Below are 22,086 nucleotides of genomic sequence, written 5' to 3' on the forward strand. Positions count from 1 at the left end.
ATCACTTCGAACATCGGCGGGCAGGACTACACCACCGAACCCGCTGTCAGCGACGTCTCGTTCACGGACGAAAACGGAACCAACTGGTCCGGCACACCTTCGAAGGTGCCGAACGTGTGGAGCTGGACGTACACCGACGCGCAGGGAGAAGAGCACGACCTGCAGGTCACCTACGACGAGCAGGGACGCCCCTACCAGGTTTTCGACCATTCCAACTCGGAACTGTCCTTGTACGATTGGAGCACCGGCGAACCAGTTCGGATAGGCGACGCGCAGCATCTGGACCCCGGTGTCGCTTTCGATCAGCCCTACACCGACGAGATCATGAGCTTCGTCGTCCCACCGCTGCGCGGGGCCCGTCTGGCCGTCGGCGCGATCCGGGCTGAAGACCTGATCGTCTCGAACCGGACAACACCCACCCGGCCCCCGGTTACTTCACCATCGACCCCTGCTCAAAACATTCCCCGGCCGGGCACACTGCCACCGCGCGGCATACCCGTCATCGACGGCACAGTTCCACCTGCCGAACATGACCACCCCACGATCCCTTCCGTGAATGAACCTGCACGCCCGGATCCCACGATTCCGGAACCCTCGCAACCCACTTCGCCCGGCGATCCCGACCGCGGCCAGTGGGAACCATCCACGCCGGGGGAGATCGGTGATCCAGGGCCGAACCTGACACCAGGAATTTCTACCCCGAATGTTCCCTCGCCAGGTCAGGTCGAGGAACCGAGTGCGCCGACTCTGCCCGATGTCGGGCAGGTGCCGGTGAATCCGGACGCTCCCGGCGCTCCGCAGCAACCCGGACTACCGGAATTCGACCCCTTCGCCACCGATCCGAGCACCATTCCCAGCCCTGGCGTCATCGAGGATCCGACGCAGCGACCCGCGGTCACGATGCCTCCCACACAGCCTGACAGCCCGGAGGGACCAGGGGTTGAACAGGATCCGTTGTGGTGGATGCCGTTCGCACGAGAAAAACCACCGCAACTCGCACCCGGCGAAACACCGCCGGACATCGTGGAGGTCGAAGGAGTCGGCCCGTTGGATCTGCGTACGTTGCAGTCCCGGATCATCGGTGATCGGGATGGCACCGATGTCGGGGTATGGGGTGATGCAGGCGAAGGTCTCCGGTACGACGCCGCTCGGAGGTTGAGGCCTTCTCGGGTATTTCAGGAACTCGTCACGCTGGTGGACGGGCAGTTCGCGTTCATCTTGCCATTCGATGCCGGGAAGAACGGTGAGCTCAAGTTCGACGGTTGGTTCCCGGACATGAACGTCATCGTCGATGCGAAACACATCTACGACTTCATCTTCGACCGGAACGGTGAACCTTACGTAACGGACTTCCGGGGCCGTGTTTGGCAAAAAGATTGGCCCAAGACCGCTCAGGCGCAGCTCGATGCCCTCGCACAAGCCGGGATGGACGCTGAGCTCGTGTGGGTGATGCTCAACGAACAATATGCTGAACTCGCCTTGAGAGGCTTCGACGACGAGAACGTCGTCGGTGTCACGGTGGAAACTATTGCGCAATGGTTGGAAAGGACGGGGCGATGAGCTTTTTCGGGCGGCGGCCGACAGTGGGCGGGTATTGGGGCACGCGGGTGCAGTCGAGTCAGGAGGTGGCGCAGACGATGCGGGCCTTCCTCGACGATCTGGAAGCGATCGACCCGGGGTTGGCGTTGCCGTGGGTCTCGACTGCCGAGTTCGACAAAGTGCCAGCAGATCTCAGCGTGGACGGGTTGGTGCGAATCTTCGAGCATTCCCGCTCGAAGGAGATGGGGTATTCGGACACCCCGGGACCGGGCTACGACGTCGACTTGTCACCCGAAGACGGGACCGCGCGGCGGATCATCGCCAGGGTCGGCGGGCTGGAAACCAGTGCCCCCAACAGTGTCCGGGTGTCGTTGCCGACGGAGAAGGATGTTCCCCCCGAATTGCGACGGTTGCTCGAACCGGATGTCGGGGACGCGATCATGAAAGTGATCGTCAAGCATTGGGAACCGGATCGGGCTCGGTGGAGCATCGGCGACTACCTCGATCTGCAACCGCGAGTTAGAGGTCAGATCCAGGTGGGATGGGAAACGTACTTCCATTCCGGAGTTACGTTCGATCGCAGCGCGCTGCCCCAATCTGCGGCGGTAGAGGAGCTGCCCACTGGCACGTTGATTCGGTTGGGGGACAAGCCAATGGAGGTCGATGCCGCCGACATCGTGGCGGTGCGGGCGGCGTTGGGTTACCCGGTGTAGCGCCAGAGACTGTTCCGATTGGTCGATCGTCTTCGAGCAGGAGTGACGTTGTCTGCTTCATCTTTACGTCGCGATCCGGCGTCCGGGTTGACCGTGAAAGTCATGGCGCGGAAGGGGCCGCCGGAAGCCGAATCGGTCACCGCAGTGCTGGCAGCGCGGTCACTGCAGTTCCTTCGAAAGCTTGACCCAGTCTTTGACGTCGACATGTATCGCTCCGTGAGGAATGACCTTCCCGACGGCGTTACGGTCGAGCAGGCTCTGGCATTGAATGGTGGGCGGATCCTCACGCCTCAGGCAGAAGGCCTCCTCGAGGCCGCAATGATCGAGAGCAGAAAGTCTCCTGATGCCGCAGGCGGGATTTACCCACTCTCATTCGGGCATCAACTCAGGTTGTTCACCGACAACGGAAACATCGAAATTCTCATCGGATTCGGGAGTACGGCAGGAGCAGGTTCCTTACTTTGCACCTTCATCTGGCCGTACCCAGGGGGCTTCGCCGATGAATCTCTGATCTCACTGTCATTGAAACTCGTCCAGGTATGGCCGATATCTGGGACGCTCCCACGGCCGTGCTCTACCGGGATGCGGAGCTCACACCTCAGTACAACGTGCCCGGCGACGCAACGGTGGGCAGTTGCACCTACTTCGGCCCTGAGATGCCGATCAACGAAACGCAGATCCCACCCACTGTCGAAGCTTTTCCGTACAAGAGAAGGAGCGATCGTCATCCAGCGTGATCCACGCGCCCCGTTGGTTGCCGACGATATCCGAAGCATCCGTGCAGCAGTCGGCCTGCTGACCGAACGACCGGAGGTTCGCCTACCGAAAGGCTCGCGCCGGCTGTGACACCAGAAGTTACGGCCAAGCTCACGTCCGCAGGTGATGGTGTTCTTAAGAACAAGCTGCTCAGATAATGGAGGATGCGTTCGACGAGGTCATCGGGATGGAGAACATCAACATCATCGTATTTGGAGGGGAGTGAAAGTGCCTACGTCATCACTGCGCCGCAATCCTACGGTGGGCTTGACAGTGAAGGTCATTCCACGAAAGGGTGCGCCTGAAAGCGAGGCCGTCACGGCCGCGCTCGTTGCACGTTCGCTACGATTGCTTCGCGACATCGATCCTGTCTTCGACGTCGACTTGTACCAAACAGTAGGCGATGCCCTCCCCGACGGTGCCGGACTCGAGCAAGCCTTGGCGTCGAATATCCGTCAGATCCTTGTACCTCCGACGGAAAAATCGATCGAAGCCGCATTGATCGAGCGCAGACGATCCCCTGATGCCACCGGCGGTATGTATCCCCTCTCATTGGGACGACATATGACCCTGTATTCACCCGCTGGAGACGTCAAAGTCGTTGTTAGTTTCGGGGGCACCTCAGGGTCCGGCGCATTCGCATGTGCCTTTGCCGACGAATCACTGATTTCGCTGGCATTGAAGCTCGTTCAGGGGCTAGCCGATATCTGGGACTCGCGTGTCACCGTGCTCTACCGCCGAACCGAATCATCGCCTCAGTTCAACGTACCGGGTGACGCGATCGTGGGCAGTTGCACCTACTTCGGTCCTGAGTTGCCGATCGAGGAAACGCAGCTCCCGCCCAGCGTGGAGGCATTTCCCTACCAGGACGGCACAATCGTCATCCAGAAGAATCTGTCCACGCCGTTAACAGTCGAGGACATCCGAAGCATCCGCGCAGCAGCAGGACTGCCGACCGAACGACCGGAGATTCCTCTACCCAAAGGTTTCAGACGGCTGTGAGCCCTACGTTGGGCGCACTCGGGGCTGCCTGCAGGTAGGGATGGCGCGGACCGACCAGCCTGCCCGCAATTACCGCGCCGCGGTCCCGATCCGGCTACGCACCAGCTGATCGACGCTCCGGGTGGAGTGCCACCGCGCGGCATACCCGCCATCGACGGCACAGTTCCACCTGCCGAGCATGATCAACCCTCTGTTCCGTCCGTGAATGAACCTGCACGCCCGGATCCCGCGATTCCGGAACCCTCGCAACCCACTTTCCCGGCGATCCCGATCGTGGCGAGTGGGAATCACTCTCGCCCGGTGGGATTGGCGATCCGGGGTCGAACCCGAGACCCGAGAACTCCACCCTGGAGGCTCCCTCGCCAGGTCGCACCGAGGAACCAAGTGTGCCGACTCTGCCTGATGTCGGTCAGGTGCCGGTGAATCCGGATGCCCCCGGCGCTCCGCAGCAACCCGGACCACAACTGTTCAATGACAATGATTTGCCGAGAACGACTATGACGATCGCAGAGTGGCTGGAAAGGAAAGGTCGATGAATTCGGATCGTGGCGCGACAGTGATCGGGTATTGGGGCCCTCGGACGCAACCGGTAGAAGGCATTGCAGCGGAGGTGTTCTCGTTTCTTCATAGTCTGAGGAACATTGATCGAGCACTTGGAGAAGCTTGGGTGTTTTCGCCCGAGACTGCCTTCGAGTCGACCGATCTAAGCGTGGAAGTCCTAGCGAAAATCTTCCGGGCAGCGAAGGATATCGAAGGGCAATCCGTTGCTGCCTTCGACCTTGGCTACATCGTGAGTTTGTTGCACCCGGACAGATATCAGTTCTTGAGAATCCAATTCTCTCTCGGCCGGAATGTTCCGAGGGTTCCGAATCTCGTCAACGTCACCCTCCCCCCGGAGAAACAAGCAATCGGGGAGGCGTCGCAGTTGCTGACTGCACGCGTCGGGGACGCGATCATGAAAGCGATCATCGAGCATTGGTCGCCGGAGTCTGCGCGGTGGGGGACGCGGGAGTACCGCAATGCGCAGGGAAATGAGGTCAGCGAAATCGAAGTCGGGTGGGAGACATACATCCAGTCCGGGATCGATCTCGATCACAGCAAACTGCCCGTCGTCGCCGTACTGGAGGAACTCCCCAACGGAACGCTGATTCGGTTGGGCGAGAAACCGTTAGACGTCAACTTCGACGACATCCTGGCGGTGCGGGAAGCACTGGGTTACCCGGTCTAAGACGCCGCGTGACCGCCGACCCTTGCTCATGTCGCGACACGTAGTCGGACGGAGACTATTACGCAGTGGTTGGAAAGGACGGGGCGATGAGCTTTTTCGGGCGATGGCCGACGGTAGCCGGATATTGGGGCACGCGGGTGCAGTCGAGTCAGGAGGTGGCGCAGACGATGCGCGCTTTCCTCGACGACCTGGAAACGATCGACCCGGAGTTGGCGTTGCCGTGGGTGTACACCAAAAAAACTGGACAAAGGCCCCGCGGATCTCAGTGTGGACGGGTTGGTGAAAATCTTCGAGCATTCCCGCTCGAAGGAGGTGGGATACTCGGACACCCCCGGACCGGGGTACAGCATCGGTTTGTCGCCCGAGGACGGGACCGCGCGGCGGATCATCTCCAGGGTCGGCGGCTTAGAAACCAGCGCCCCCAACAGTGTCCGGGTGTCGTTGCCGACGGAGACGCAGCTCACCGACAGCACCCGGCAGCTGCTCGGCCCTGACATCGGAGACGCGATCATGAAAGTTATCGTCAAGCATTGGAAACCGGATCGAGCTCGGTGGAGCATCGGCGACTACATAGATCTTCAGAATCGGTCGAAAGGTGAGGTCGAGGTGGGATGGGAAACATACTTCCATTCCGGAGTTAGGTTCGATCGCAGCGCGCTGCCCCAATCTGCGGTGGTAGAGGAGTTGTCCACTGGCACGTTGATTCGGTTGGGGGACAAGCCAATGGAGGTCGCTGCCGCCGACATCGTGGCGGTGCGGGCGGCGTTGGATTACCCGGTGTAGGCCACGCAATGGGTCCGGAGTTCACCATTGCATCAGACGTCGAGAAATGCGTTAACCGGATGGCCTGCTTCGCCTTTCGATAGTATTGCCAGATGGCACCCCGAACCGACTTGCTCGCGTGGCTCCTCGACTCGGATCCAGCGATTCGGTGGCAGGTGGAGCGCGATCTGTTGAACGAAGCGCCCACTGTGTGGGCGGCGACGCGCGCGTCGATCGCTACCAAAGGATTTGGTGCACGCCTGCTTTCATTGCAGGACCGAGACGGCCAATGGGCGGGTGGGGCGTTCTTCCCGGCAGAATTCGACTTCGCGGGACCCGAAGCAGCAGAACAAAGTTCGCAACCCTGGACGGCAACAACCTGGACGCTCAACTCCTTGCGTGAGTGGGGCCTCGACGCCGGTGTTCTGCGGGAGCGTCGAACCGCAGAACTGCTCGCGGAAAACTGTCGCTGGGAGTACGAGGGCCGGCCGTACTGGGACGGTGAGGTCGATTGCTGCATCAACGCCTGGACGGTGGCAAACGGTGTGTGGCTCGATGTTTGCGTTGATGAACTCGCTAATTGGTTTGTGCGGCATCAACTTCCGGATGGTGGGTGGAACTGCGAGTGGACCGAAGGTTCGACGCGATCGTCGTTTCATTCGACGCTCAATTCACTCAAAGGGCTTCTCGCGTACGAGATCGCGACCGGGGGAACGGATGAGACGCGCGCGGCTCGGCGATCCGGTGAGGAGTACTTGTTGCAGCGCGGTCTGTTCCGGCGACTCTCGACCTGCGAACCGGTGGGGCCCTGGGTCGGCCGGTTTGCGTACCCGTTCCGGTGGCGTTACAACGTGCTCAACGCAGCCGACTACTTCCGCGAAGCGTCGTTGTCGTATGGAAATGAGCCTGATCCGCGAATGGCGGACGCGATCGAGATGATCCGGGTCGCTCGAGCCTCGGATGGGACGTGGCTCCAGGCCGGTCGCCAACCGGGGCGGGTGTGGTTCGAGGTCGACACAAAGGCGGGAGAGCCGTCGAAGTGGCTGACTGTGTCCGGCATCCGAGTGCTCGCCTGGTGGGATCAATCCTCCCTTCTAGGTTCTGCATAACAAAAGAGTTACAGCGAGAGTTTTTTCACCTTCAAAGGTTATCGAAAGGTGATCTTCGACTTTCCGGTCGAAATATCCAGTACGGATGAAGAACATATTAACGACAGGATTGCCCTCAGTGCAGTGAAGGTTAGTCATCTGAACAGGTGAGAAGATGTTCGGTGAAATTACCTACCCGATTGGATAGGCGGGTCACCGACGTTGGTAATCAAACAGGGCGCTCGCGGCTGTCTTGGTTAGGGAGCTAAGTCCCGAGCTGGAAACGGCATTTCTGCTTCGAAAGTGTCGCTCACCTGCGGCTACGTTCCCCATTTTGCAAGACTTAAACCACTTTCGGTGAGAATTGGTCCCGCAATTGTAGGTTGTGGAGCGTCCGCAATGTTTAGGCAAAGTCCCATCTTTTCCCAGAACAATGCTCTACTAAACGTGAAAACCGGATGTTCCCCCGATTTTGCTGAGAAGGTGCAACTATGGGGCGTAGCGTAACTGTCGCAGTGAATTGGAACATCGCGAATTGCTGCTCTAACCAATGACTTTGTTCAGGTCCGAATAATGCTCGGAGGTCGTCGATGTCGATGGAAATGGTGTTAGCCGAAGCAGTGATAGACAGTGGGGACACGGCGTGGGTGCTGATCTCCGCTGGCCTGGTTCTCTTCATGGTTCCCGGACTCGCCTTCTTCTACGCCGGTCTGGTGCGTGGTAGCAGTGCGCTCGTCATGTTGCAGCAGAACCTCGTCCCACTCGGACTCGTCTCGATTACCTGGGTCGTGTTCGGATACAGCTTCGCGTTCAGTGGAGACTGGGGTTCCGGCTTCCTCGGTGACCTCAAATTGTTCGGCTTGCAGGACATACACACTGCCGCCGCCCCGGGCTTCCACCTGATCGAAGGTGCAGTCGCGGTACCGACTCTGGCGTTCGTGGTCTATCAGATGATGTTCGCGATCATCACGCCCGCGCTGATCACCGGTGCGACCGCAAACCGGCTCAAGCCCTTGGGCTGGGCCGTTCTGCTCGTGCTGTGGTCGATCATCGTCTACCCCCCGATTGCGCACTGGCTCTTCAATCCCGAAGGCTGGTTGGCGCTCCGCGGAGCTCAGGACTGGGCCGGCGGAATTGTCGTCCACGCATCCGCCGGCGCCGCCGCCCTGGCAATCTTGCTGGTGGTCGGCAAACGTCCGGGATGGCCCAACGCCGAGGCAGTCCCGCACTCGGTGCCTCTGGCGTTGATCGGCGCAGGCATCCTGTGGTTCGGCTGGTTCGGATTCAACGCAGGCGACGGATTGGCCGCCGATGGTGTTGCGGCACAAGCCTTGATGAACACTCACATCGCCGCAGCGGGCGGCATGGTCGTCTGGCTCGTCATCGAAAGGTATACCGAGGGCAAGGCCACGGCGATCGGTGGAATCACCGGCGCGGTAGCCGGTCTCGCGACCGTCACCCCCTGCGCCGGCTTCGTCAGCACCTTCTCCGCGTTGGCGATCGGCGCGCTTGCCGGACTGGTCTGCCACTTCGCGCTCGCGCTCAAGTCGATCTTCAAGTTCGACGACGCGCTCGACGTCATCGCGGTCCACTTCATCGGCGGCATCCTCGGTTCACTCCTTCTCGGTTTGTTCGGCGAAAAGGCGATCAATTCGATCGGCCGCGACGGACTCTTCTTCGGCGGCGGCGCAGGACTACTCGGCGAGCAGGCGTTGGCGTTGATCGTCGTCATCGCTTTCTCGTTCGTGGTGACCTGGCTGATCGCCACGGGCATCGAGAAGACCATCGGTCTCAAGCTGGCTCCGAAAGACCAGGTGGACATCGACCGTCGTCAGCAAGGCATGGACGCGTACCGCTACAACGCCGCATTCGTCGACGCCGGTGGTGCGCCGCAGACCAGCGGGTTCGACTCGGGGGTCCTGGTCGAGGGGGCAAAACTTGTTCCGAACCTCGGCGCCCCGAAGCACGAACTCATCACGGCGGTATTGCAGACCATCGAGTCCGAGAAGCTTCGGGAGGCGCTGCTGGCTGCCGGAGCGGAATCGATAGTCGTATCGGAAGCGCATGTCTCCGCGAGCGACTCGGCCTCTCTCAAGTTTCGCGGGCAACGCAACGACGTCGTGTTCACGGAGCGGTTGCGTGTCGAGGTGCTGGTCGCCTCGGAACATGCCCAGGCGGTTCTGGACGCGATCAACGAGTACTCGGGCGGCAGGAGGAGCGGTTTCGTCCAGCAGGCGGCCGAACCTCTCACCGAAGCGACGGAACAGGGGAGCTGACATGTATTCGACGACAGGGAGTTACCGCATGATCGACAAGGAGCGTTCGGAATGCATCTGACACCGCGAGAACTCGACAAGCTGACAATTCTCATGTTGGCGGATGTCGCACTGAGGCGAAAGGCAAAGGGGCTCAAACTCAATCATCCGGAGTCCGTCGCAGTCATCACTGCAGCCGCTCTGGAGGGAGCTCGGGAGGGCAAGACACTCGAGGAGGTCATGGCCGACGCATCGCACGCCTTGACGGTCGACGACGTGATGGAAGGTGTCGCGGAGATGATTCCGCGTGTGCAGGTCGAGGCGGTGTTCCTCGACGGTAGCCGGCTCGTCACCGTGCACTCTCCGATCCAGTAGCCCGACCGAGATGTCAGGAGCACTCCAAGATGGCAAGCAAATCGACGAAGAAGGATTCCGGCGGCGAGAAGAAAGTGCCGGTCGGCGGATACGTGTTGCGGGACGAGCCGATCGAACTGAACGAGGGCCGTCCCCGTTTGAAGTTGCGAGTCCGAAACACCGGTGATCGTCCCATCCAGGTGGGTTCGCACTACCACTTCATGGAAGTCAATCGCGCGTTGTCCTTCGATCGTGAACAGTCCTTCGGCTGGCGCCTCGACATTCCAGCGGGCACGGCGGTCAGGTTCGAGCCGGGCGACGAGAAGGAAGTGACGTTGGTGCCGTTCGGCGGCAAGCAACGGGTTCAAGGCTTCAACGGACTTGTCGACGGTTGGGCGCCGACCCACGCCGTCTACCGGCCGAGGCTCCCCGGAGCCGTCCAGCGTGCCGAAGAACTCGGCTTCCTGTCCGAACCTCAAACCGACTGATTCTCGTTCACGGCGGACGAAGGAGAGCAACACCCATGACAAGCATTTCGAGACAAGAGTATTCAGGTCTGTTCGGGGTCACCACAGGTGACCAGATCAGACTGGGTAATACCGACCTGTACATCGAGGTCGAGGAAGATCTTCGAACCATCGGAGACGAGTCGATCTACGGCGGCGGCAAGACGCTGCGCGACGGCATGGGCCAGGATCCGGAGTCGTGCAGCATCGACGGTGCCCTCGACCTCGTGATCACCAACGTGGTCATCGTCGATGCAACCATCGGTGTCGTCAAGGCAGACGTGGGAATCAAGGACGGCAAGATCGTCGGCTGGGGCAAGGCGGGAAACTCCAGCACGATGGAAGGCGTCACCCCGGGGCTGACCACCGGTCCGGCGACCGACGCGATTTCCGGTGAACAGATGATCCTCACTGCCGCCGGCATCGATCCGCACGTGCACCTCGTGTCACCACAGCAGGCGTACCACGCGCTCAGCGGGGGAGTGACGACGCTGATCGGTGGTGGTATCGGCCCGACCGACGGAACCAACGGCACCACCATCACTTCCGGTATCTGGAACATGGAGATGATGCTCAAGGCCAATGAGGGTTTGCCGGTCAACGTCTGCATGCTGGGCAAGGGGAACTCGTCCGGGCATCAGTCGCTGGTCGAACAGATCAAGGCCGGTGCGGCCGGTCTGAAGGTCCACGAGGACTGGGGAGCGACACCGGCCACAATTCGTGAGTCTCTGCGGGTGGCAGACGAAATGGACGTTCAGGTCGCCATTCACACGGATACCCTCAATGAGGCCGGATACGTCGAGGACACCATCGCGGCTTTCGAAGGCCGTACCATTCACACCTATCACAGCGAGGGTGCGGGCGGCGGTCACGCACCCGACATTCTGCGGGTGACGGGCGAGGACAACGTACTTCCGGCGTCGACCAACCCGACGCTGCCGTACGGCATCAATACTCAGGCCGAGCTCTTCGACATGATCATGGTCTGTCACAACCTCAATCCCAAAGTGCCCTCCGATGTTTCGTTTGCCGAGTCCCGCGTTCGCGCCGAGACGATCGGTGCGGAGAACGTACTGCAGGACATGGGCGTCATCTCGATGTTCTCGAGTGACTCACAGGCGATGGGCCGCGTTGGAGAAAACTGGCTACGCGCGATCCAAACAGCGGACTGTATGAAGCGGTCCCGCGGAAAGCTGCCCGAGGATTCACCGACGCACGACAACTTCCGCGTGTTGCGCTACGTCGCGAAGGTCACGATCAATCCCGCGTTGACGTTTGGTCTTTCGCATGTGGTCGGGTCGATCGGTGTCGGGAAGATGGCGGATCTTGTTCTCTGGGAGCCCGCATTTTTCGGTGCGAAGCCGAAGACGATCATCAAGAACGGTCTGATCAGTTGGCATGCCATGGGAGATCCGAATGCTTCACTCCCGACACCACAACCGGTGATCTACCGGCCGATGTTCGGTGGATTCGGCAAGGCGTTGCCGCAGAGTTCGGTCTCGTTCGTCTCGCGAGCGGCACTCGACGACGGCATCAAGGACCGGCTCGGTCTCGAACGTCAGGTTGTTGCTGTCGAGGGGACCAGAACAGTCACCAAGCGTGATCTGGTTCGCAACTCGGCCACTCCGGAAATCAAGGTGGACCCGGAGACCTTCGCGGTGACTGCGGACGGCGTCCACGCATACGTCGAACCTGCCGAATCCATTCGCTTGAACCAACTTTACTTCTTCAGTTAGGGGTCTCCTGTGTCGGGAACAATCACACACACGCACGGCGCCGATGCGACGCCACACACGCACGGCGAGATGACCGCGCCGAGCGGAAAGCCGACGCGAGTCGACGCGCTTCTCGGGAAGGAGACCGACGAGGAGTGGGCCGGTCGACTCGACAATGCGGTAGTCGACGTCTTGTCGCTCGATCAGTGGGAAGCGCAGAAGAGTCGGTTACGACGCACCACGATCGGTGGCCGTGAATTGGCCGTCTCGCTCGATCGTGGTATTCAGTTGCAGGACGGCGACATTCTGCTGTGGGACGAGCCGGCGAACACCGTGGTCGTGGCCAGGATCAACCTCAAGGACGTGTTGGAGATCGACCTGAGCGCGCTGGTCGACGTCACGCCCGAGAAGATGATTCAGACGTGCCTGGAGTTGGGACATGCCGTGGGTAACCAGCACTGGCCTGCGGTGGTGAAGGGAATGAAGGTCTACGTTCCGTTGACGGTCGACAAGGCGGTCATGGGCTCGGTGATGCGGACACATGCTTTCGAGGGCATCGAGTACACCTTCATCCCGGGCGCCGAGGTCATTCCCTACATCGCTCCACACGAGGCGCGCCGTTTGTTCGGTGCGGCCGCGCGTGAGGGCGAGGGGCATACCCATGACCCTCTCGTCTGAGGGATCCGGGCTCAGCATCAACCGTGCGATGCGGATGATGCAGTTTTCCGATTCCATGTTCCCGGTCGGTTCCTTCTCGTTCTCCAACGGTTTGGAATCGGCCGTGGCGCAAGGAATTGTCACGGGCGGTCCGTCGCTGCGGGAGTTTGTGCTCTCGGCCACCCATCAGGGTGCGACGTGCGACGGTATCGCCGTACTCGCGGCGCACCGGGGCGCGACCGCCGGTGACTTCTCGGCGATCCTCGCCGCTGATCATGCAGTGATCGAACGCAAGCTCAACGAAGAAGCACGCACGATGAGTACCCGGATGGGTAAGAAGTTGGCCGAACTCGGCGGGCGCTTGGCCGGTGAGACCTTGTTCAACAAGTGGTTGGCCGCGATCGCATCGGGGGAGACGCCGGGTACCTACCCCGTCGGCCTCGGAATTGCTTTCGCGGAGATGGGTTCTCCGGAGGAGGACGCTTTCACGGTCAATCAGTACGGTGTCGCGATGACGTTGCTCGGCGCTGCCCTTCGCATCGTCCGAGTAGATCACCTTGCGACACAGGAGATTCTGTTCGAGGTCAATCAGAGCGCCGGCCGTGAGTACGCCGCAGTGCGTGATTACGGACTCGACGACATGTCCAATTTCGCCCCGATGATCGACATTCTGGCTGCGGTGCACGTCAAGGCGCACGTCCGAATGTTCATGAACTAGAAGGAGAACGATGAAGAAGACAACGCGCATCGGAATCGGCGGACCCGTGGGTTCGGGTAAGACCGCACTCATCGAGGCGATCACGCCGGAGTTCATCAAGCGGGGCACCAGCGTTCTGATCATCACCAACGACGTGGTCACCACCGAAGATGCCAAGCATGTGCGCAAGGCTCTCAAAGGTGTTCTCGTGGAGGAACGTATCGTCGGCGTGGAGACGGGAGCCTGCCCCCACACCGCCGTCCGCGAAGACCCGAGTATGAATCTCGCGGCGGTCGAGGACATGGAGAAGACGTTCCCCGACACCGACGTGGTGTTCATCGAAAGTGGCGGCGACAACCTCACACTGACGTTCAGTCCGGCTCTCGTCGACTTCTTCATCTATGTCATCGATGTGGCCGCAGGCGACAAGATTCCGCGCAAGAACGGTCCGGGAATCTCGCAGTCCGACATCCTGGTCATCAACAAGACCGATCTCGCACCGTACGTCAACGCCGATCTCGGAGTCATGGATCGCGACTCCAAGGGGATGCGCGGCGACAAGCCGTTCGTCTTCACCAATTGCATGACCGGGGAAGGCATCAAGGAAGTGGTGGACCTCATCGTGCACGGAGTCCTCTTCGACGAAGAGGAAGTGGGAGCGAGCGCACCGTGAGCGCACCGCCCGCCCCGGGAGCATCGCGGGCGCTCCCGGGTCCGATCCCGACCATCCCGGAACTCGACCAGTACCAGGACCAGCCGAAGCAGGCTCCGGCCGGCAAGGTCGGGAAGACCGGCGTTCTCGAGATGCGATTTGTCGACCGTGGCGACAAGACGATTCTGCGGGACATGTACCGCAAGACACCGTTGCTCGTTCAGCAGGCGCTGTACTGGGACGAAGCGTTGCCGACCATGCCGTGCGTCTACATGATCTCGACGTCCGGCAGTGTGTTGCAAGGTGATCGACTGTTCCTGACCATCGAGATGGAGCCGGGTTCTCTCGCGCACGTGACCACTCAGTCGGCCACCAAGGTTCACCGGATGGATGCCAATCACGCGTCGCAACTCCAGAAAGTGGTGCTCGCGGAGAATTCGTATCTCGAACTGATGCCGGGGGTGACGATCCCACACCGCAACGCGAGGTACTACGCGCGCACCGACATCACGGTGGATCCGACTGCAACGCTGTTGTTCTCGGAGATCGTGATGTCGGGTCGCAAGTACCACGACGGCGGAGAGATGTTCGTCTACGACCTGTACTCCACAATGATCAAGGCGGAGCGTCCGGACGGGAAGAACCTCTTCACCGAGAAGTTGGTGATCGAACCGGCACGCTTCCCTGTGCGATACGGCGGAATCATGGGCGACCACGACGTGTTCGGCAATGTCATCTTGCTGACACCGAAGGAGCATGCCGACGCGATTCTCGAAGAGGTAGTTCCGGGCCGTGACGGCAAGGTCGTTTCCGGAGCGAGTCGGCTACCGAACGACGCCGGTCTCATCTTCAAAGTCCTCGGTCCGGAGAGCGAACCCGTCAAGGCGAAGGTTCGTGATTTCTGGTCTCTGGTGCGAAAGGCAGTTCTGGACACCACCATTCCGCCCGTCCCGCTCTGGGGATGACGCGGATCGCCTGATAGGGATCGAGGAACGCGCGATGACCACCATCACCAAACCGTGGGACGACGTCGCGGACAAGAACGTCGTGCTCAGATTCATCGACACCAATCTCAAAGGCTCCGGGCAGGTGATGTTCCAGGGCAATGCGCTGACGGGCCTGCTGTTTCTGGTCGGTATCTTCTGGGGAGCGATAGCCGCGGACACGATCACCGTCGCGATCGGTGCCGTGGTGGGTCTGGTGGTATCCACCGTCACCGGCATGATGCTGCACTCCGACGACGATTCGATGCGTATCGGCCTGTACGGATACAACGGAATTCTTGTGGGAGCTGCATTTCCGACGTTCCTTGCCGGTGGCGTGATGCTGTGGATCTACCTCGTGGTGGGAGCTGCCGCGTCGACCATCGCGTTCCTGGCTGTCGCCAATGTCTTCAAGACCTGGGGCGTACCGGCGCTGACCTTTCCGTTCAACCTCGTCAACTGGTTTTTCCTCCTCGCGGCGTTCCAGTTCCTGCGGATCGAAACGTCAGACCTCAGCGCGGGCCAGTTTCCCCAGCACATCGGGGACGCGTCAGTTCATGCCGACATCACTTTCAGCTTCCTGTGGGACACGCTGTTCCGCAACGTCTCCCAGATCTTTCTGATCAACAACACCGTCACCGGCATTATCTTCGTGATCGCGCTGCTGGTCGCGTCGCGTTGGGCGGCGTTGTTCGCGCTCATCGGTTCCGCGATAGCGATGGGTTCGGTACTGGCGCTGGGCGCAAACACCGTCGACATCGGCAATGGTCTCTACGGGCTCAGTTCGGTGCTGACGGCAATTGCTCTCGGATCGGTGTTCTACAACCCGTCGTGGCGTGTGTTCGTCTACACCGTCTTCGGAGTACTGGTGACTGTTGTCATCCACGGCACGCTGGTGTCTGCGTTCGCTCCGATCAGCCTGCCGGCCGGAACGGGCCCGTTCGTCTTCGCGACGTGGCTGTTCCTGCTGCCGAAGAAGAAGTTCGTTCCCATCCAGCACGACACCATCGAGGGCGGAGCGGCCGAAGGCAAGGATTCGATCGCAAAGGCGAACGGCTAGACGGGCCGAATTGGCGAGGCGCCCGTACGCTGGGGCACACCGATGAGTTGATCCGATCGCCCCGCCACTCTCGAAGGAACGCACCTAAATGACAGACTCCAGCGCCCCTCGCATCCATCTCGGCCCCGTCGAGGATCCGCACATTGCCGACGGAATTCGCGGAGTCGGTGGGGTTCTCGTTCCACTCGCCGAGGCAGAGGGCGTGGTCTGGGTACATGGTCCGGACACGTTCCCGTCGTCGCTACCTGACTCGGTTCGTTGGGTGCAGTTGCCCTTCGCCGGGATCGAGCCATGGTTCGATGCCGACGTGATCGACGACAAGCGGGTCTGGACGTCCGCTGCCGGGGCTTACGCGGGCAATGTGGCCGAACATACGATGATGCTCCTCCTCGCCGGAGTGCGTTCTCTCCCCGGACAATTGGCGGCGCAGTCGTGGCGAAAAGAAGAGTTCGATCCACGGGTGGGTACCTTGCAGGGCTCGACAGTGGCGATCATCGGTTGCGGCGGAATCGGCCGTGCGCTGATCCCGTACCTCGCCGCGTCCAAGGTCAGAGTCATCGCCGTCACCCGCTCGGGAACCCCCGTCGAAGGTGCCTCCGAAACGCTCTCGGCCGATCGAACCGGTGAAATCTGGTCCCAGGCGGATCACTTCGTGATCGCGGCGCCCTCGACGTCCGCGACGCGGCATCTGGTCGGCAAGGCTGAATTGGACCAGATGTCGGAGTCGAGCTGGATCGTGAACATCGCACGCGGCAACCTGGTCGACACGGACGCGCTGGTCGATGCTCTCGAAGCTGGTTCGATCGGCGGGGCGGCACTGGACGTCACCGACCCCGAGCCGCTGCCGGACGGGCACCGGTTGTGGAAGCTGCCCAACGCGATCATCACTCCGCACGTCGCCAACCCGGCTACGACGCTCACGCGTGTGCTGGCAGATCACGTGGCCGCCAACGTCGCTCGATTCGCTGCGGGTGAGGACCTTGCTGCGGTAATCGATCCGTCGGCGGGCTACTGAACCGACAGAACACGCAAATCCTCGAGACCGTCCACGACGGGAACGCGCCACGAGGCAAGCTCTTCCGGTCCCTGCTCGTCCCACAGTTCGAACAGTTCCGAATCGGTCGAGGAGATGGTGCGCTCCACCATCTCGATCAGCCAGGTGAGCCGTTCGCTGGTCAGGGCCGAGGTGAAGGAATCGAGATCGAGGTCCTGGGCGGCGGGGTCGCGTTTGCGATCGGCGCGCACGATCAACACCAATTCGAGCAAGGCGACGGCGATTTGGCCGCCGTCCACCTCGAGGTAGTCGTCCTCGAATGCCCACTCCACCGATTCGAAGGTGAAGTCACCGTGTCCGATGGACGCGATCAAATCCCCTGCACCGTCGTTATCGAACGGTCCCGATCCCCACGCGCCCACTGTCTACTCTTTTCCGATTGCCGTGTCAGCGCGCTTCGAGCGCGATCTTCGCTCCGAATCCTAGAAGAACTGTTCCGGTTATGCGCTCGAGTGCCTGTCGCACTCGGGGCTTCTCGAAGGTGCTACGCGCTCGCGAGAGAAGGACCACGTAGCCACTGAGCCACACGATGGTGATCGCTGCGTGGATGAGCACCAGCAGCGCAAGCGATGGTCCCGTCGGCCACCCGGCCGGAACCAGCTGCGGCAGCAGTCCGGTGTAGAAGACGGCGATCTTGGGGTTGAGCAGGTTGGTGGTGAAGCCCGTCTTCCACGTTCCGGCCTTCTGCGACCGTGGAGCGTCGGCATTGTGTTGCATCCGCGACGTCCGGCTCTCCCACAGTGCTCGCACACCGAGATAGATCAGGTAAGCAGCACCGGCGAGCTTGACGACGGTGTACGCCTCCGCCGACGCGGCCAGGATCGCCGACAGTCCGAGGACGGTCAGCAGGCCCCACACCAGAAGGCCCGAGACGATGCCGGCCGCTACCCGGAATCCGGCGGATCTGCCCGCGCCGAGAGCAGCCTGCGTCACGACGGCCATGTCCGGCCCCGGGACCAGAGTCAGTAGGGCGAGCACAGCTGTGGCGGCGAGGAGAGCGGTCAGCATGCAACAAGTATGAAGTCGGGGTGGGGAGCGTTCTCGGTTGGTGGTGTCGTGCCTGTGAACAAAGAATGGCGCGACGGTGTGAACTGCGTGGACACGCCCGGAAACCGGCGTCTCGCGAGCCGTGATCGACAAAGTTATGCACACTGTGGGGAAACGGGTCGTTGCAGTTAGAAGGAATAACTCTGTTGTAATTCATCCTTTTGTCCACAGGTTATGCACAACTGGGAAGTGGATGTGAATGAAGTTATCCACACCTGTGTGTGCATCGGTGGAAAACTGTCCAACTCCATCGGATACCCGCGAGTAATAAATCCCAACCAGTGGGTTGACCTCGGGACGTTCGTCCTGTCCAATCGAGGGTTAGCGATAGTCGTGCGATGCTCAGGGGGCGCTTGACGGATGCGGAGATTTGGGTTTGTCGGGATTGTGTTGGTCGTGCTCGCGCTTGTTGTGGGCGGAGTGGCGTATGCCGAACCGGCGCCCGAAAATCCACCAGGAGATCTGACAGGTCAGACCGGGGCTCACATCAATCGCATCGAGCAATTGTCGCCCACTCGTAGCGCCGTGTTCGTCGATTCGCCGGCTATGCGGCGCGAGGTGCAAGTGCAGGTTCTGCATCCAGCGTCGAGTGCCGGTTCGCGTCCGTCCTTCTACCTACTCGACGGCGTCAGTGCCGGTTCGGAATCCGGATACTCCGAAAGCACCTGGACTCAAAAGACCGACATCGAAGCGTTTTTCGCCGACAAGAACGTCAACGTCGTTCTCCCTGTTGGCGGTACCGGCAGTTTCTACACCAACTGGAAGAACGACGATCCGAACCTCGGTGTGAACAAGTGGGAATCGTTTCTCGCTGAAGAGCTTCCGGCGTTGATCGATTCTGCGTTTTCCGGAAATGGGACGAATGTGGTCGGCGGGGTGTCCATGGGTGCGCTCGGCGCGGCCAACCTCATCACACATCACCCGAAGCTCTATACCGGATTAGCCTCGTACAGTGGCTGTCTCGACAACTCCGAGTCGTCTTCGCAGGATTCCGTGCGGCTCACGGTGGCCAGTAAGGCAGGCGACGCCACCAACATGTGGGGCCCGTCATCGGACCCCGACTGGCAAAAGCACGACCCGTCCACCAATGCTGAAACGCTGCGAGGAATGACGATCTACGTTTCCTCGGGCACGGGCGCACCCGGAGAATACGACAACATTTTCACCCCGGGCGGCCTGCAGACGGCCATCGAAGGCGGGCCGCTCGAGGCACTGGCAAACACGTGCACGCAACTGTTCGAGGCGAGGTTGGGGGAGTTGTCGATTCCCGCAGTGTTCGCGTATCGAAACGTCGGCACCCATTCATGGCCGTACTGGCAAGACGCGCTTCACGATTCCTGGCCGACAGTGAAGACCGCCCTGGGAATGTGAACTGGACTGTGAGCTGAGAACTACTCGGCCAGTGCCAGTTCGAGCAACTGGAGGGCGCCGTCACGGGTCTGCGCAGCCGCGATGAACCCCGCCTTGTGGCAGAAGACCGAACTGTCGACGCCCGTCTCGGCGGCAAGGTCCGAGCCGTTCAGGCCGCGCCACGGCTCCGGCAACAGCTTTCGTGAACCGAACTTGGAGTCAGCAGGCTTGACCGTCTGAATCGACCAGCCGCCGTTGGTGTTCGGGAAGATCGTGAACAGGAGCTCCGGCTGGGCCGACGCGGCGCGGCCGTGGGGAACGAAGCGTTCCAGCACGACGAAGCGCGGGTCCGTTGCTTTCTCGTAGGTCTCGGTGAACTCGCGCTCGGCCGCAGCGTCGCCGGCGTACTTGGCGCGCAGGCGAATCAAGACCTGAGTTGCGAGAACCACGGCCAGCTCGAACTGGGTGTCGAACTCTTCGTCGGTGGACGAGATCGGATTGAACAGGTCCAGCACCGACGACAGATCAAAAGGCTTGGTGCCGTAGTCGTTGAGGGTGTAGATCTCCTGGCCGTTGTCGACGGCGTCGATGCCCTCGACCAGACGACTGTCGATTCGGCGGAAAACGGAGGCGTCGCCTTCGCAGAACTGCAGGCCGTATTCCTGCCAGAGCAGACCGAAAGCGGAGTACAGGATGCCGTTGCTGCGCTCGCCGGCATCGCGCTGGTGATGGTCGAAGCGACCCTCGGCCGGGTTGTAGCGACCGCCGACGTCGAGCACGATGTCCGCACTGTCGAGGACGGACTCGTCACGGCTGCGAACGACGGTGGCGTCGGGGTACAGCTGCTTGAGCAGCGATACGCCGAAGACGTCGTCTGCATGGAACTTGCCGTTATGGGTCGCGATGATCACCCGTCGAGACTAGGCAATCGAGCGGGGGGATGCCTATTCAGCCGACGGTGCGGATGCGATCGGTGGCAGGCGGCGAGACCGGGGACCCGGCTGCGAACAGGGCCGTCAAGGCGTCGAGGTCGTTGCCCGCGCCGGTCATCTGGGTGGAGTTCTTCAGTGCGGTGAAACCGTCCCCGCCCTCGGCGAGGAACTTGTTCACCACGACGCTGTAGACGCCGTCGGGGGCGATGTCCTGCCCGTTCAAGCGCATTTCCGAGATTCGCGAGCCCGGCGCTGCTCGCCGGTCCATGGCGTAGGTGAAGCCCGCGGACGGGGAGAGGATGCGCTCGGTAGCGGTGCCGTCGAGGTCGATCTGGAATTGCTGTTCGAGAGCGTCCTTCAACACCGCTCCTGTGACGGAGAGCACCTCGAGGCTGTTACCGAAGGGTTGAACACCGTAGGCCTGGCGGTAGGTGACCTGGCCGGAAGTGCCGAAGTCCAAGTCCTCGCGCATGCCGCCCGGGTTCGTCAACGCGAGTTGAGCCCCTCGTGTCGATCCGGCCGCGAGTTGAGCGTCGGCGACCAGGTTGCCGAGTGTCGATTCACCGCTGGGTACGCGGTCCCGTGTCAGATCGGCGGTGATGGTCCCCACCGGTCGCTGAGCGCTTTCCGACGCCTCCGACCAGGCCCGGTCGGCGAGAGCCTGAATATCGGGATCCGGCGAAATATCGTGTGTCACTATCTGATTGAAAGCGGACGTCTGATCGCGAACCACCTCGCGGGTGTTGCGGTCGATGGTGACGTCGGCGACGGACACGATCCGGCCGTGCGAAGCGCCCTGCATGACGACTCTGGGATTGCCTGCGGGATCAGGGAATTCGCAGTTGTACTGCTGGTGGCTGTCGGCGGTGAAGATGACGTCCACCTTCGGTGAGGCACGAAGAGCGATGTCGCGGGCCGGGCCGGACTCGACGTTGCAGTCGTTGGGCCCACCTTCGACGGCCGGTTCGTCCCCACGGTGCAGGAGAACGGTGATGGCTTTGACGCCGAAGAAGTCGAGGACATCGGCGGTGCGGTTGATCGCTTCGACCTCGTCGCCGAACTGCAGATCGGCGATCCCGCCCGGTGTGACGATCTGCGACGTGTTGGCGGGGGAAATCGCGATGACTCCGAGCGGAATGCCGTCGACCATGTTCACGGTGAAGGGCAGCGTGGCCGGAGTGCCGTTGGTGTACGTCATGTTCGCGGCCATCAGAGGGAAGTTTGCGCCGCCGAAGGACGGACTGAACGTGCACGCGTCGACGGCGGAGCAACCGCCGGACTGCATACGACGGAACTCGGCGAGCCCTTTGTCGAGTTCGTGGTTGCCGATCGCGGAAGCGTCGATCTTCATCCGATTCAGCAGTTCGACCGTCGGTTCGTCGTTGAACATCGCCGATTCCAATGCCGACGATCCCCAGTTGTCGCCGACCGAATACAGCAGCGAGTTGGTGGCTTGGCTGCGAAGTTGCGTCACGTAAGCAGCGAGGTACGCCGCGCCACCTGCGGGGGTGAGCGAGCCGTCGGCCTGCCTGATCTCGCTGCGAACACCTTCCGGCGGGCGGAGGCTGCCGTGCAGATCGTTGAAGGCCAACAGACGTACCGACACCGTGTCCTGGGACTCGGCGGTGGCGACGGCACTCAGGGAGGTCGCGGTGGTGGCGAGAAGGGTCGTTGCGAGCACGGCACACGTTCGTGTCATGCGTCGCGTCATGCGTCGTGCTCCCTCACTCGGACCG

Annotated in this window: 21 protein-coding genes and 1 pseudogene; 18 read left to right on the forward strand and 4 right to left on the reverse strand. The window is 61.3% G+C overall.

What is annotated here, in order from left to right:
- The 17 genes and pseudogenes from FEZ59_RS07115 to FEZ59_RS07195 form a co-directional block, all read left to right on the forward strand.
- Nucleotides 1-1,560, forward strand: a pseudogene (locus FEZ59_RS07115) (hypothetical protein); the annotation flags it as partial.
- Complete coding sequence (locus FEZ59_RS07120) at nt 1,557-2,252, forward strand: Imm52 family immunity protein (RefSeq protein WP_003943963.1); 696 nt, start codon at nt 1,557-1,559, stop codon at nt 2,250-2,252. The pseudogene FEZ59_RS07115 and the gene FEZ59_RS07120, both read left to right, overlap by 4 nt.
- A gap of 539 nt (nt 2,253-2,791) precedes the next feature.
- Nucleotides 2,792-2,989, forward strand: a complete 198-nt coding sequence (locus FEZ59_RS29980) for a hypothetical protein (RefSeq protein ID WP_241841032.1) — start codon at nt 2,792-2,794, stop codon at nt 2,987-2,989.
- A 247-nt stretch (nt 2,990-3,236) separates the two neighbouring features.
- On the forward strand, nt 3,237-4,010 hold the full coding sequence (locus FEZ59_RS07130) for a hypothetical protein (protein ID WP_225989407.1): 774 nt from the start codon (nt 3,237-3,239) through the stop codon (nt 4,008-4,010).
- 532 nt (nt 4,011-4,542) lie between these two features.
- Complete coding sequence (locus tag FEZ59_RS30395) at nt 4,543-5,238, forward strand: Imm52 family immunity protein (RefSeq protein ID WP_326839284.1); 696 nt, start codon at nt 4,543-4,545, stop codon at nt 5,236-5,238.
- Nucleotides 5,239-5,517: 279 nt separating this feature from the next.
- Nucleotides 5,518-6,021: a hypothetical protein gene (locus FEZ59_RS07140; protein ID WP_223257877.1), complete on the forward strand. Its 504-nt coding sequence runs from the start codon at nt 5,518-5,520 to the stop codon at nt 6,019-6,021.
- Between the two features lie 92 nt (nt 6,022-6,113).
- On the forward strand, nt 6,114-7,109 hold the full coding sequence (locus tag FEZ59_RS07145; protein WP_047888768.1) for a squalene cyclase: 996 nt from the start codon (nt 6,114-6,116) through the stop codon (nt 7,107-7,109).
- A 575-nt stretch (nt 7,110-7,684) separates the two neighbouring features.
- The gene (locus FEZ59_RS07150; RefSeq protein WP_228117877.1) at nt 7,685-9,364 is read left to right on the forward strand and encodes an ammonium transporter; all 1,680 of its coding nucleotides are present in this window, start codon (nt 7,685-7,687) and stop codon (nt 9,362-9,364) included.
- A 51-nt stretch (nt 9,365-9,415) separates the two neighbouring features.
- Nucleotides 9,416-9,718, forward strand: coding sequence for an urease subunit gamma (locus FEZ59_RS07155; protein ID WP_003943837.1), 303 nt, complete (start codon nt 9,416-9,418; stop codon nt 9,716-9,718).
- A gap of 29 nt (nt 9,719-9,747) precedes the next feature.
- On the forward strand, nt 9,748-10,185 hold the full coding sequence (locus tag FEZ59_RS07160; protein ID WP_172932465.1) for an urease subunit beta: 438 nt from the start codon (nt 9,748-9,750) through the stop codon (nt 10,183-10,185).
- A 35-nt stretch (nt 10,186-10,220) separates the two neighbouring features.
- Nucleotides 10,221-11,939 carry an urease subunit alpha gene (locus FEZ59_RS07165; RefSeq protein WP_003943847.1) on the forward strand — a complete coding sequence of 573 codons (1,719 nt, stop codon included), beginning with the start codon at nt 10,221-10,223 and terminating at the stop codon, nt 11,937-11,939.
- Nucleotides 11,940-11,948: 9 nt separating this feature from the next.
- Nucleotides 11,949-12,596: an urease accessory protein UreE gene (ureE, locus tag FEZ59_RS07170; protein WP_007731715.1), complete on the forward strand. Its 648-nt coding sequence runs from the start codon at nt 11,949-11,951 to the stop codon at nt 12,594-12,596.
- Nucleotides 12,580-13,293 (forward strand): urease accessory protein UreF, encoded by a 714-nt coding sequence (locus tag FEZ59_RS07175; RefSeq protein ID WP_060939555.1) that lies wholly within the window; start codon nt 12,580-12,582, stop codon nt 13,291-13,293. Before ureE ends, FEZ59_RS07175 begins: the two co-directional genes overlap by 17 nt.
- A gap of 10 nt (nt 13,294-13,303) precedes the next feature.
- Nucleotides 13,304-13,945, forward strand: a complete 642-nt coding sequence (gene ureG / locus FEZ59_RS07180; RefSeq protein ID WP_007731713.1) for an urease accessory protein UreG — start codon at nt 13,304-13,306, stop codon at nt 13,943-13,945.
- Entirely contained in the window at nt 13,942-14,889 is a 948-nt protein-coding gene (locus FEZ59_RS07185) for an urease accessory protein UreD (RefSeq protein WP_037119126.1), read from the forward strand. The genes ureG and FEZ59_RS07185 overlap by 4 nt, the downstream gene beginning before the upstream one ends.
- A 34-nt stretch (nt 14,890-14,923) precedes the next feature.
- Entirely contained in the window at nt 14,924-15,967 is a 1,044-nt protein-coding gene (gene yut / locus FEZ59_RS07190) for an urea transporter (RefSeq protein WP_134998575.1), read from the forward strand.
- A gap of 88 nt (nt 15,968-16,055) precedes the next feature.
- Nucleotides 16,056-16,982, forward strand: a complete 927-nt coding sequence (locus FEZ59_RS07195; protein ID WP_172932466.1) for a D-isomer specific 2-hydroxyacid dehydrogenase family protein — start codon at nt 16,056-16,058, stop codon at nt 16,980-16,982.
- On the opposite strand, the gene FEZ59_RS07200 is transcribed toward FEZ59_RS07195, so the two are convergent.
- Nucleotides 16,976-17,383, reverse strand: coding sequence for a DUF4259 domain-containing protein (locus tag FEZ59_RS07200; RefSeq protein ID WP_020968164.1), 408 nt, complete (start codon nt 17,381-17,383; stop codon nt 16,976-16,978). The genes FEZ59_RS07195 and FEZ59_RS07200 overlap by 7 nt on opposite strands.
- A gap of 25 nt (nt 17,384-17,408) precedes the next feature.
- Nucleotides 17,409-18,029, reverse strand: coding sequence for a LysE family translocator (locus FEZ59_RS07205; RefSeq protein ID WP_007731691.1), 621 nt, complete (start codon nt 18,027-18,029; stop codon nt 17,409-17,411).
- 426 nt (nt 18,030-18,455) lie between these two features.
- Here FEZ59_RS07205 and FEZ59_RS07210 point away from each other — a divergent pair, with 426 nt between their 5' ends.
- Entirely contained in the window at nt 18,456-19,439 is a 984-nt protein-coding gene (locus FEZ59_RS07210) for an alpha/beta hydrolase family protein (RefSeq protein ID WP_259349256.1), read from the forward strand.
- A 20-nt stretch (nt 19,440-19,459) separates the two neighbouring features.
- Here FEZ59_RS07210 and FEZ59_RS07215 read toward each other — a convergent pair whose 3' ends face one another.
- Together FEZ59_RS07215 and FEZ59_RS07220 are read right to left on the reverse strand one after the other, a co-directional pair.
- The gene (locus FEZ59_RS07215; RefSeq protein WP_019746470.1) at nt 19,460-20,329 is read right to left on the reverse strand and encodes an MYG1 family protein; all 870 of its coding nucleotides are present in this window, start codon (nt 20,327-20,329) and stop codon (nt 19,460-19,462) included.
- A gap of 37 nt (nt 20,330-20,366) precedes the next feature.
- Nucleotides 20,367-22,061, reverse strand: a complete 1,695-nt coding sequence (locus FEZ59_RS07220; RefSeq protein WP_029254255.1) for a 5'-nucleotidase C-terminal domain-containing protein — start codon at nt 22,059-22,061, stop codon at nt 20,367-20,369.
- Between the last annotated feature and the right edge of the window lie 25 nt (nt 22,062-22,086).

Source organism: Rhodococcus sp. MS13, from assembly GCF_013277835.1.
GTDB lineage: Bacteria > Actinomycetota > Actinomycetes > Mycobacteriales > Mycobacteriaceae > Rhodococcus_F > Rhodococcus_F erythropolis.